This is a genomic window from Enterovibrio sp. QJM3NY_24 (genome assembly GCF_057786035.1).
This window is the reverse complement of sequence record NZ_CM173519.1, coordinates 1,873,277-1,886,339: the sequence shown is the minus strand read 5'-3', so window position 1 is coordinate 1,886,339 and position 13,063 is coordinate 1,873,277. Positions and strand designations below refer to the sequence as shown.

7 protein-coding genes are annotated in these 13,063 nt (G+C 46.4%); 4 read left to right on the top strand and 3 right to left on the bottom strand.

Translation table 11 applies throughout. The features are described 5' to 3' along the window. Window positions 1-557: 557 nt before the first annotated feature. Window positions 558-1,541, bottom strand: coding sequence for an oxygen-dependent tRNA uridine(34) hydroxylase TrhO (gene trhO, locus AC3CIC_RS08265; RefSeq protein WP_016962097.1), 984 nt, complete (start codon window positions 1,539-1,541; stop codon window positions 558-560). 182 nt (window positions 1,542-1,723) lie between these two features. Next, window positions 1,724-2,560 (bottom strand): calcium-binding protein, encoded by an 837-nt coding sequence (locus AC3CIC_RS08260; RefSeq protein ID WP_488514292.1) that lies wholly within the window; start codon window positions 2,558-2,560, stop codon window positions 1,724-1,726. Between the two features lie 446 nt (window positions 2,561-3,006). Here AC3CIC_RS08260 and hrpA point away from each other — a divergent pair, with 446 nt between their 5' ends. The 4 genes from hrpA to AC3CIC_RS08240 all read left to right on the top strand — a co-directional run bounded on the left by hrpA (window position 3,007) and on the right by AC3CIC_RS08240 (window position 10,169). Next, the gene (hrpA, locus tag AC3CIC_RS08255) at window positions 3,007-6,909 is read left to right on the top strand and encodes an ATP-dependent RNA helicase HrpA (RefSeq protein WP_488514291.1); all 3,903 of its coding nucleotides are present in this window, start codon (window positions 3,007-3,009) and stop codon (window positions 6,907-6,909) included. A gap of 336 nt (window positions 6,910-7,245) precedes the next feature. Then, window positions 7,246-7,857: a murein L,D-transpeptidase catalytic domain family protein gene (locus tag AC3CIC_RS08250; protein WP_488514290.1), complete on the top strand. Its 612-nt coding sequence runs from the start codon at window positions 7,246-7,248 to the stop codon at window positions 7,855-7,857. A 193-nt stretch (window positions 7,858-8,050) separates the two neighbouring features. Continuing rightward, window positions 8,051-9,004, top strand: coding sequence for a DNA ligase (locus AC3CIC_RS08245; protein WP_488514289.1), 954 nt, complete (start codon window positions 8,051-8,053; stop codon window positions 9,002-9,004). 142 nt (window positions 9,005-9,146) lie between these two features. Further along, complete coding sequence (locus tag AC3CIC_RS08240) at window positions 9,147-10,169, top strand: substrate-binding domain-containing protein (protein WP_016962103.1); 1,023 nt, start codon at window positions 9,147-9,149, stop codon at window positions 10,167-10,169. Window positions 10,170-10,182: 13 nt separating this feature from the next. Here AC3CIC_RS08240 and AC3CIC_RS08235 read toward each other — a convergent pair whose 3' ends face one another. Further along, window positions 10,183-13,062, bottom strand: coding sequence for an FAD-binding and (Fe-S)-binding domain-containing protein (locus tag AC3CIC_RS08235; protein WP_488514288.1), 2,880 nt, complete (start codon window positions 13,060-13,062; stop codon window positions 10,183-10,185). Window position 13,063 lies beyond the last annotated feature (1 nt).

Below are 13,063 nucleotides of genomic sequence, written 5' to 3'. Positions count from 1 at the left end.
TTATTGGTGGATATGTAATTAAGAAGCCGCTATGTCACGTTAACAACAGTCACGAAAATACCTGTTATCCAAACACGAAGAACTCTTGTCCGAACAGGCACATTAATGAAACGTTGATTCATTGCTGAATTTCCCAGACCCACATCGAGTGTAAATATTTTTTACAATTTTCATCTCTCAATAATGAGAGTGGCAGGTTAATCGATTACATTTCGTATGGGATTTAAGTGTGGGATGTGTGACTTGCTGGGCGAATAGCGATGGATGTATGTTGTTTATGCTGAACGTAGTAGCTGTCACGGTAAGAAAATATATGCCGAAGACAGGGAGCATGGCATGTTATCGCGCTTTTTTATCGCTCGCCTTGCTCACAGTGAGCAAAGATATCTAAATCTGGCTGATACAGCGCAGTGGAAACAGACATCATGCCAAGTAAGGTATGGAACAAATCATACCGTTCGGTAAAAATTGAGGTGATGGAGACTGAGGGGGCGTGATTCTCAAAAGCTTAACAGAGCAAAACTGGCCGAGGGGATCGGCCAGTGTTTTTAATCGTTTTATTTACGGCGCGAGCGTTGCTTTTCTTTTAGCGATAACTTTTGTGCACGTTTTAAGTTTTTGTGCTTGATGGCGTCAGCGCCGACATGGACTTCACCGCGTTGTTTAGCGAGTTGAACTTGTTTTTCTCGCTCTCTAAACCCTGCTATTTGTTCATCAGTGTGAGTGCCAAAACATTTCGGGCAGCTTACGCCGTGTTCAAACTGAGGACTCTGTTTGTCTTCTTGCGTGATTGGCAGGCGACACGCATTACAAAGCTCATAGTCGCTTTGTTCTAACTGATGATTAACGGCAACGCGACCATCGAAAACATAGCAATCACCATTCCAAAGGCTGTTTTCTTCTGGCACTTCTTCAAGGTATTTCAGAATACCACCTTCAAGGTGATAGACCTCGTCAAACCCTTGCTCTTTCATGTAGGCTGTTGATTTTTCGCAGCGAATACCGCCGGTACAGAACATGGCCACTTTTTTGTGTTTCTTCGGATCCATATTCTCTTTGACATAGTCGGGAAACTCACGGAAGGTTTCAGTGTGTGGGTTAACTGCGCCTTCGAATGTACCGAGCTCAATCTCGTAATCGTTGCGTGTATCAACAACAAATACTTCAGGATCGGCGATCAGCGCGTTCCATTCCGCTGGTTTGACGTAAGTGCCAACCACATGACGGGGGTCGATGCCTTCTATCCCCATGGTGACGATTTCTTTCTTCAATTTCACTTTGCTGCGGTTAAAAGGCTGCTCATCAGAGAACGATTCTTTGAAATTGATACCGGAAAGGCGTGGGTCTGCGTTGAGGTTAGCGAGGAAAATATCAATACTTTCACGAGGCGCAGCAACCGTGCCGTTAACCCCTTCTTGTGCCAGCAGTAACGTGCCTCGTATTTGGTGCTTTTCCATCAACGCCGTTAATGGCGCTTGAAGGTCTTGGTAATCTTTTAATTCAACAAACTTGTATAACGCGCAGACAACAAACTGACTCACAAGGTTTCCTTTCTGTGACTATTTGGTAATTGAGACGCATTGTAGCCGAGGTTATTGTTAACAAACATGTATAAATTGTAGGGACATTGATTAGGTGTACAGTGCAAAGAGGTGGAGGCGTGAAGGAATCAAAAAAGAAAGGCAAACTACAGCCTTTCTTTTTTAGGAAAGGGATTTAGCCGCTATGCGTTGTAGAAAATAAAATCATCATTCGAGAAATCGGTTAGCTGTGCATTGTTAAATGTGACTGCATGCGAATCGGAGAGGTTCAAAACAACGGTTGATCCGACTTGATTGATGTCTAAATCATCAAAATCATCTGCCATATTCAACAAGAACACCATGTCATTGTCTTGCTCAAAATCAACGATACGATCTTGGCTTTGCTCGCCTTCCATTAGCCCAGAGAACATGAAGTAATCTTGCCCGTCACCACCAATATAGAAATCATTGCCACTGGTACCGACGAGATAATCAGTGCCGTCATTTCCGAACAAGCGATCGTTACCAATGCCACCAATCAGAACATCGTTACCAACGCCACCAAGTAAATCATTATTACCAGCCAGACCGATGAGAATATCGTCGCCGCTACCACCTCCTAGGTAATCGTCCCCCGCACCACCATAAACAATGTCATGTCCTGTGCCACCCGTAAGGGTGTCATCACCGCCGAACGAGGCGATGTGATTGAGAAACGCCGGGTTTTCCGCAATGAATTGCTGAACGCTTGAAAGTGCCATGTTCACATCTTCAGGTGATACCCATGAGAAATCTTGCTCTTTGAGCGATTCATACAGCGCACTCAAGGTGTCTTCCAACGCCTCGGCTTCGGCTTCGAAATACTCATCGATGGGAATGTCATCCCCAAATATGACGTCATCGCCGCCAAAACCAATGATCCCGTCGTCTCCGTCCAGCCCATTTAAAAAATCACTGCCGTTCATGCCTTCAAACGTATCGTCTTCGTCAGATCCTAAAGCGACATAATCAAAGTCAATTCCATACACTGTTGTCATTGTTATCTCCATCGTGGTCCAGCTAGGTATGTCGTACGATAAAGTGTAATTGGCATGCAAATTTTGGCTGTCTCACATAGATGATAATCGTCATGATGAAGAGAGTTGATACGACCGTTCTATCGTTAAGATTGTTTCTTTCGCGATTCACTATTCCTGCTGGTAGAGCTAGTGCGGATTGGCGCATAACCCAAATGCGCTAGCGAGGTGATGAAAGCTTAACGATATGCAGTAAATACAGGGCTCTGCTAATTTCATGCTAACGCTTTATTTCAAGTGATATTCATGGATTAGACGAGAGATGAAGTGACAGAGATTGAAGAGGGCGTTTAAGAAGGTCTGTGGTAGAATCGTCGCAATTTTTAAGACGGTATTGCGCACATTTGTTCTGCGACTACGTACCGTGTATGTATCTTCATTATTAACAGCATTTCTTGGATACCGTTTTGACCGCTTCAAATCATCAAAATAACGAAAAAACCCTGTTCGCGGCACTAGACGATTGCATGATCAAAGACAGATTTCGTCTGAGCAAACGCATCAAAGGGGCACAGCGCATTAAGAAAGACGAAGCCCGTCAGGCCGTCTTTGAAGAGCTGGCTTTAGACATTGCGCGTTCAATGCAAGTGCGTATGCAACGCCTGCAATCTATGCCAAAAATTTCCTACCCTGAGCAACTGCCCGTTAGTCAGAAAAAAGATGACATTGCAGAGGCCATTGCCAATCACCAAGTGGTGATCGTGGCGGGTGAAACCGGCTCGGGTAAAACCACCCAGTTGCCGAAAATATGTATGGAGTTGGGGCTGGGTGTCTCTGGTCTGATTGGCCATACGCAGCCAAGACGTCTTGCCGCCCGTACTGTTGCGAATCGTATTGCGGAAGAGCTCGACACTGAGTTGGGCAAAACCGTCGGTTATAAAGTGCGGTTTAACGATCAAGTCTCTGCAGAGTCGAAAGTTAAGCTGATGACAGACGGTATCTTGCTGGCAGAAATACAGCATGATCGCTTTCTGAGTCAGTATGACTGCATCATTATCGATGAAGCACACGAACGTAGTCTGAATATCGATTTCATTCTGGGTTACTTGAAGCAATTGCTGCCGAAGCGCCCAGACTTAAAACTGATTATTACGTCCGCAACCATTGATCCGGAACGTTTTTCTAATCACTTCCGTGGTGCGCCCATCATTGAAGTATCTGGCCGTACCTATCCGGTTGAAGTGCGTTATCGTCCATTGGTTGAAGACAGCGATGATAACGATCGCGATCAACTTCAAGCCATTTTCGATGCCGTGGATGAGTTGCATGACGAAGGGCCGGGCGACATTCTGATCTTTATGAATGGTGAACGAGAAATCAGAGATACTGCGGATGCGTTGGAAAAGCGCAATCTTCGTGGCACTGAAATTTTGCCGCTATACGCACGTTTGTCATCGGGCGAGCAAAATCGCGTGTTCCAGACGCATTCAGGACGCCGAATTGTTCTTGCGACCAATGTGGCGGAAACCTCGCTGACTGTGCCGGGTATCAAGTATGTTATTGACCCGGGTACGGCGCGTATTTCTCGTTATAGCTATCGCACCAAGGTTCAGCGTTTGCCGATTGAAGCCATCTCGCAAGCGAGTGCCAATCAGCGTAAAGGTCGTTGTGGACGTGTGTCTGACGGTATTTGTATTCGTTTATTCTCCGAAGACGATTTCTTGTCGCGTTCAGAATTTACTGATCCAGAGATCCTGCGTACCAATTTGGCGTCCGTTATCCTCCAAATGACCGCGATTGGGCTTGGCGATATTGCGGCTTTCCCATTTGTTCAGCCACCGGATAGCCGAAACATTTCAGATGGCGTGCGTCTGCTAGAAGAGCTTGGTGCACTGAAGCAAGGCAAGAGCCACGATGAACACAAACATCTGACTGAAACGGGTCGTGCACTCGCAAAATTGCCTATCGATCCTCGTTTGGCACGCATGGTGTTGGAATCAGCACGTATGGGTGCGCTGAAAGAAGTCATGGTGATTGCGGCGGCGTTGTCGATTCAAGATCCGCGTGAGCGTCCATCGGATAAGCAGCAAGCGTCTGATGAGAAACACAGTCGATTTAACGACAAAGAATCTGATTTTGTGTCGTTCGTCAACATGTGGGATTACATCGCAGAGCAGCAAAAAGAGCTATCGGGTAATCAGTTCCGCAAGCAGTGTAAGAAAGAATACCTTAACTATTTGCGTGTTCGCGAGTGGCAGGATGTGCATTTCCAAATCCGTCAGGTTGTCCATGAACTTGGTTTTAAAATCAACCAAGAGCCCGCAGATTATCAAGCCGTACACATGTCACTGCTGGCCGGTTTGCTCTCACACATTGGCCTGAAAGATCAAGAGAAGAATGAGTATCAAGGCGCTCGTAATGCGCGTTTCGGTATTTTCCCTGGTTCTGGCATTTTCAAGAAACAGCCAAAATGGGTCATGGTGGCGGAACTGGTTGAAACCTCCAAGTTATGGGGGCGTGTTGCCGCAAAGATCCAACCTGAGTGGGTTGAGCCTCTTGCCAAGCACTTGATCAAGCGCAGCTATAGCGAACCTCATTGGGAGAAGAAGCAAGCGGCTGTCTTTGCTCATGAGAAAGTCATGCTGTATGGCATTCCTATCGTGCCTAATCGTAAGGTGAATTATGGGAACATTGATGCTGTATTGAGCCGCGAGATATTTATACGGTCAGCGCTGGTGGAAGGCGATTGGGACACCAAACACAAGTTTTACCATCAAAACCGTAAGCTGTTAGAAGAAGTCGAAGAGCTTGAGAAAAAATCACGTCGCCGCGATATTTTGGTCGACGATGACACGCTTTATGAATTCTACGACCAGCGTATTGAACATACAGTGGTCTCTGGGCGTCATTTTGATTCCTGGTGGAAGAACGTTAGCCGAGACGAACCTGAAAAGCTGAACTTCGAAAAAGCCATGCTGTTGGCAGGGGATGCCAGCCACATTACAGAGCTGGATTATCCTAATTTCTGGCATCAAGGAAACTTGAAACTCAAGCTTTCTTACCAGTTTGAGCCAGGGGAGGATCACGATGGCGTCACGGTTCATATCCCGTTACCTGTTCTGAATCAGGTTGAACCCGAAGGATTTGACTGGCAAATACCTGGGCTTCGCCATGAATTGGTGGTGGCACTGATTAAATCACTACCCAAGACGTTACGACGTAACTTTGTGCCTGCACCGAACTATGCGTCTGCATTTCTTCAGCGCGTGACACCGATGGAAGCACCGATCCTTGATGCGCTTGAAAAAGAGTTGAAACGCATGACGGGAACAACCGTGCTTCGTGATGCTTGGCAACTCGCACAGCTTCCAGAGCATTTGAAAATCTCTTTCCGCGCGGTTGACCATAAAAACCGCAAACTTAGCGAGAATCAGGATCTGTATGCGCTAAAAGAGAGCCTGAAAGAGAAAGTACAAGAAACCTTGTCACAAGTTGCCGACGATGACATCGAACAGCAGGGGTTGACGACATGGAGCTTTGGTCAACTACCACAGATGTATCAGCAAAAGCGCGGTGGCTTTGAAGTTCGAGCATTCCCAGCAATCATCGATAACAAAGATTCGGTAGGGATTAAGCTGTTCGAAACGGAAGAAGAACAACGTCAGGTCATGCAACAAGGCCAGCGTCGTTTGATCTTGTTGAACGTGCCGTCACCGATCAAATACTTGCATGACAATTTGCCAAATAAATCCAAGCTTGGGTTGTACTTCAACCCATACGGTCGCGTATTGGATTTGATTGATGACTGTATTGCGTGTGGGGTGGATAAGCTGATTGAAGCGCAAGGTGGTCTGAAATGGGAACCTGATGCATTCAACGCGTTGAAGGAATATGTTCGCGCAGAATTGGGTGACACTGTGGTAGATATTGCGAAACAGGTAGAGCAGATTCTGACAACGGCGTTCAACATCAATAAGAAGTTGAAGGGGAAAATTGACTTCACTATGGCGTTTGCACTGTCGGACATCAAGGCACAGGTCGATGGCCTTATCTTTAAAGGTTTCGCGACAGAGTGCGGTTGGAAGCGTTTGCCAGATATCCAACGGTATTTAAATGCGGTTGAACGTCGTTTGGAAAAATTGCCAATTGACCCGAACAAAGACCGTCTGCACATGCTGAAAATTGAATCCATTGCGGGTGAGTACAAAGAGTTACTCAACAAAATACCGAAAGGGCAGAAAATCCCCGAAACGGTCAAAGAAATCCGATGGATGATAGAAGAATTACGCGTAAGTTACTTCGCCCAGCAATTAGGGACTCCTTACCCGATTTCTGATAAGCGGATTAAAAATGCGATCAGCGTCATATAAGGCCTTTACAAGGCTGTTTCATATCAGACGCACCTTACCTTAAAAACAGAAAGCCAGCAGTTATGCTGGCTTTCTCACTTTTTGCCGTTGTGGCAAGATCTTCACGACAGAATGCTGACAAGCGGCAAGTACATGCCTTCAAAGTCGGTTTGATCTGGCTTAAATGATGAATATCAGTCAGCCAGAAAAAATACTAATTCTAACTTATTGAATAAAATAACCATTCGTTGCTATGCCATGGCTGGCACGAATTTTGGTACTCATTGATTACTTCCCAACGTAACAGTGACTTTTGGGAACTCGATATGAATGATGTGCTAATGAATAGGGAATAACATGTTTAGGGCAGTAAAAGCGCTGTTTGCGTTGACTTTATTTGTTTTTTCGGCAAATGCTTTTGCCTCGCATCTTCCTGGTGCGAAGACCATGTATAGCCAGCTAGAGCTATCTCATGACGTCTCTTACGATAAGTTCGAGAAAGCGTATAACCACTTCAAGGCGCACAAAGACGATACGTCAATTTTCACTTTGATTGATTACAGTAAGCCGTCTTCACAAAAGCGCTTTTGGGTGTTTGATGCGGCTAAACGAAAAACGCTTTTTTCATCTTATGTTTCTCACGGGAAAAACAGCGGTAGTCTTTATGCCAAAGATTTTTCAAATCGTGTTAATTCTCGTCAAACCTCAATAGGCGTCTATCGAGCTGCGGAAACGTATTATGGCAAACATGGTTATTCCTTGCGTCTCGATGGGCTATCGAAAGGGCTTAATGACAATGCGCGCAAGCGTGCAATTGTCATCCATGGAGCGGCATATGCTCATCCCAAAGTCATATCGAAAACGGGTCAGCTTGGCAGAAGTTGGGGTTGTCCTGCATTGCCGAGTTACCTGTCGAAGAGAGTGATTAATACCATCAAAAATGGTTCTTACATTTATGCATTTGGCTGAGATCACTCGCTTATAACATCACTAATATTGTCCGAAATTATTTGGCGCAAATCGAGAGAACGCGCCATTTCTTTGCATCAAACTGCAACAACAAATGCCTAACTATATAGGCAGTCCCACAATAATTCATTCAAGTGGCACTTCATCGTTGTATAAAGAAAATGATAAGCAAATTATTGCTTATGGAATGGCGATGAAAAAATATGTCATGGCGGGCGCTATCTCGTCGATATTGAGTTACCAAGCCTGCGTGCTCGCACAAGAGAACCAATCAAAATCGGACTTTTCAAAGCAGAGTTACTTTCTTGATGGTTTTTCTCGCCATAACCTTGACCAAGAGAAGGTTGCACTGTCAACGCATGCTTCACGACTCGTGGTTCAGTTGGCGACGGATTATCAGCAAGGGATGGCAATCGACTGGGCTGATTACCTGTTTAGTGAAAAGCTTGATGGCATTAGGGCGATATGGACTGGCGATCGGCTTATAACCCGTCAGGGAACACCGATTTCTGCACCGTCATGGTTCACTGATGATTTACCTGATTATGCTGTTGAAGGTGAACTATGGGCAGGTAGAAATCGCTTCGAGCATGTGATGTCAGTGGTTATGGATGACAAGCCTGATGACATGGAATGGGGATCCATTCGTTATATGCTGTTTGATCTTCCTAATCAGCCTCATGATTTTGTGACAAGGTTTGACGCCTTGGTTCGCTTTGTTGATCAAACGGCTGCCGAGCATATTCAATATGTGGCGCATTTTCCTGCACTCAGTGAATCTCACGTTCAATCGTTGTTAACGAAGGTTGACCAGAATGGCGGCGAAGGTTTGATGCTCAGAAAGATGACTGGTGGGTATGACTTGGGCCGCAGTGACAACGTATTGAAACTCAAACTTGCCATCGATGCCGAAGCATTGGTGATCGGGCATGTTGAGGGGAAAGGTAAGCATGAAGGGAGAATGGGATCGATTGTGGTGAAAACGGACGATGGAAAGGTGTTTAAAATCGGTACAGGTTTTACGGATAAACAAAGAGGAACCCCGCCTGAAATTGGAAGTCTTGTGACCTATCGTTACAACGGTTACACGAAAAATGGTATTCCTAAATTTGCACGTTATGTGCGTATTGATAAGAGCAAGCAATAGCCAATCATAGAAAAGTGCTGTTAGACAAAGCGATATACCTAAGTAACCTCACACTTTGCATATTAACCGTGGCAAATTTCTGAATGTGTTCAAGAATTTAACCAAGCGAGTATTTTCGTCGTTCGGTTAAGGATTTTGGGTTATGCAAAAAAAACGTCGGCCAACGATGCAAGACGTCGCCGAGATAGTCGGCGTGACAAAGATGACGGTGAGCCGCTACTTGAAATACCCCGACAAAGTGGCCAAATCGACAGGTAATAGTATTCAAATTGCCCTGGATGATGTCGGTTACATTACTAACCGTGTGCCAGGCATCTTGTCGAATCGCAGTAGTCGAACGATTGGTGTTGTTCTTCCTTCCCTTAGTCACCCAGTGTTTCAACACGTGATCAAAGGCATAGAGAAAGTAACGGAAACTGTAAACTATCAAGTGATGGTGGCGCATGGCGGATACGATGTGGATATTGAAGAGCAGCGAATTCAGTCGTTATTGTCTTTTAATGTGGATGGATTGATCCTTGCTGACAGTGAACATTCAGAGCGTGCATTGAAGATGATCGGCACGGCTGGTATTCCGTTTATTGAAGTGTTGGATGCTGATGAAGTCATGAGTACGGAAGACGACGCGAGCACAATGTCTGTTGGCATCGATAATGAGCTTGCTGCTATGTCGATGGTTACTTTGATGATTGAGCGTGGTTACGAGAACATTGTGTGCTTGAGCGCCAAAAAGGGCATTCGCACGCAGAGTAAGCTTCAGGGGTATGTGAATGCGATGGAGCAAGCGGGCTTGCAGGCGAGAAGCTTAACGGCTAAATCAGAGTCTTCCGTTTCCGTTGCAAAAAAGATGGCGCGAAAAGTGATGGAGCGCTATTCGGACACTGATGCATTTTTCTGTACTGATGATGAGTTGGCGGCCGGTGTTTTGCTAGAGTGCCAGCAACTTGATTTACGCGTGCCAGAAGATATAGGTATTGCAGGTATTCACGCATTAGATATCGGTCAGTCTATGATGCCAAGGCTGGCAAGCATCGTCACGCCAGATGTTGAAACGGGCGAGCAAGCAGCGTTGTCACTATTGGCAATGATAGAAGGGCGCAGTTTGTCGACAAAGCCCTTAGCGTTCGAGCTTGATGAAGGCGAGAGCTTACTCTCGCCAACCTAGTTGCCATTCAGGATCAGGTGACGCTGCTTTTTATCCTCGCTGGCTTGTTCGCAGTATGAGCAGTCTGGCGCTTTGTCGACACTTCATCTAATAAATACAAAATGGAACGATACGAAATACCACTGTGATGGGTTAAGCCTATTTCACAGGTTCGGCTGTTACTGAAGCCGCGAGAGCAGCCTTCTGGGATTTGCATCTTCAATGGCGCGACCGCTGCGGCATTGAGCTCAGGGGTGAAGAAGCCTTTATCACCGGCAAATCCACAACATTCGATATGCTCAGGCACGATCACTTCTTTTGCGCAGGCTTTAGCCACTTTCAATAATGTATCTGCAAGTCCCATCTTTCTGGTGCTGCATGTGATGTGTAGCATGACCGTTTCGTCTACGGGCGTGATATTAAGGTCATCAATAGCATGTTCCAGTACGAAGCTGGCTGGCTCGAACACCTCTAAAGGGAAAGTGAACAGTTCTTTGCTCAGTTTTGCGCAGGGACTGGTATCCATCAATATAGGGAGTTTTCCCATCTCGCTGGCTTGCCATAATGTCGCCTCTAAACGATAGCTTTTGTCTTTGCTGATCGTTGTCATCCCTTTGCTGTTATAGGGCATACCGCAACATTGGTTACTGAGATTTTTTGGAATGATGACATGATATCCTGCACGCTCAAGGAGTGACATTGTCACTTCTGTGAGTGGCCGATGCTCGTCACTGCCGATTTCATTGCTCATGCTTCTGCTGGCGCAAGACGGAAAATACACCACTTTTTTAAGGCTGCGCTCCGTACTCGATTTTAGCTTGTAGCGGTTTGCGGTTGGGAAACGATTTTGCCACTCGGGCGTGTTTCCCTTCGTCAGTTTGCGCAGTCCGTTAACGGTTGAACCCAGCGCTTTCTCTCCGATCGTCTTTTGTAACCATTGGTTTGCTGATAGTCCGACGCGCGTGAGTGAGGTTACTGTGGAAAAATGCTTTGCTGTCCAACGTGCAATAGGGGTGAAACGTTTGTATTTTTCAGTGCGCAATTTCTTGATGAGATCGCCAGTATTAATGCCAACCGGGCAACGCTCTGCGCACAATCCGGTAGCGGCACAGGTGTCCACACCGAGGTAATCAAATGCTTTTTGCAATTCAGCTTTTCTGGCAGGTTCATTAACGCCATCAAGACGGCGTAATTCACGATAAATCACAATCCGTTGGCGAGGCGACAAAGACAGCGTGCGTGATGGGCAGACGGCTTCACAGAAACCACACTCGATACATCTGTCCACTAAGTCATCGGCTTTGGGCATGGGTTTAAGGTGGGTGATATGCGCTTTTGGGTTGTCGTTAATAATGACGCCTGGATTTAACAGCCCTAGCGGGTCAAACAGAGACTTGATCCGTCGCATTATCTGGTAGGCGTCTGCCCCCCACTCAAGCTCAACATAGGGTGCCATGTTGCGTCCTGTGCCGTGTTCCGCTTTTAGTGACCCTTGGTATTTAACCGCCACAAGTTGTGTGACGGCATCCATGAATTTCCCATAGCGCTCAACCTCAGTTTCGCTGTCAAATCCTTGAGTGAAAACGAAGTGTAGATTCCCTTCAAGAGCATGACCGAAAATAATGGCTTCATGGTATTGGAACTCACTGAATAGCGCCTGAAGCTCACGAATTCCTCCTGCCAATCTCTCAACGGGAAAAGCGACGTCTTCGATAATCACCGTGGTGCCTGCTTGCCTGACCGCACCGACTGCGGGGAACATACCTTTTCGAATGCCCCATAACGTACCAACGGTTTCTGCTTCCGAGGTGAACGCCACTTGATGCAAAATGTCGTAAGCGGCGAGTGTCGCCATGATGGTTTTACTTTGTGTGTAGAGCGTGTCTTCATCGCTGGCGCGTGTTTCCACCAGCAGGGCACAGTGTTCTAGTGTCAGCACTGGCATGAAATCGGGCATGCCGGGGTTGTTTGCCACGGAACGAAGTGCACGACCGTCCATCATTTCGACGGCCGAAACGGGGGTTTTAGACAATGCGGTCACCGCATTAGATGCGGTTTCAATATCATCAAACACGAGCAGCGCAGAGGCTTTGAAAGGATGTTCTATCACTGTGTGGTAAGTGATTTCTGCTATGAACCCGAGCGTGCCCTCTGAACCCACCATTAAGTGCGTGAGCACGTCGATAGGGTCTTGGTAATCAATTAACGCATTCAGGGCGTAGCCTGTGGTGTTTTTGAGTCGATACTTGTGCGCAATACGTTCTTTCAAGGCGTGATTCTGTTCGACATCGGCACACAGAGATTCAATACCTTGAATCATCTCACGATGGCTGATTTTGAATTCATCGACGGATTGGGCATTTGACGTATCAAGCAAGGTACCATCGTGGAAGACGATTTTCATTGAATCCACGGTTTTGTAGGTGTTTTGCGCCGTACCGCAGCACATGCCGCTAGCATTGTTGGCGGCAATGCCACCAATCTTACAACTGTTGATCGATGCCGGATCTGGGCCGATCTTCCGCATAAATGGTGTTAGGTAACGGTTGGCGTCTGCGCCAATCACACCTGGCTGAAGCCGTATTTTGTACCCATCATCAATAATTTCGTGTTCTCGCCAGTTGTCCGTAAGCGTAATCAACACTGAATCTGAGACGGCTTGTCCAGAAAGGCTGGTGCCCGCGGCACGAAAAGTGAACGGTGCTTTCATTTCAACGCAGCTTTTGAGAATGAAAATGACATCATCGAGATCGTCCGCCTGCACAACCATTTCAGGGATTAATCGATAAAAGCTGGCGTCTGTTCCATAAGCTAACCTACGCGTGTTGTCCGTGATCAAACGCGATGAAGGAATACGTTGGTTGAGTTGATCAAGTAGCTGTGCCTTGGTGTTATTTGCCAGCGTCTGGCTCATG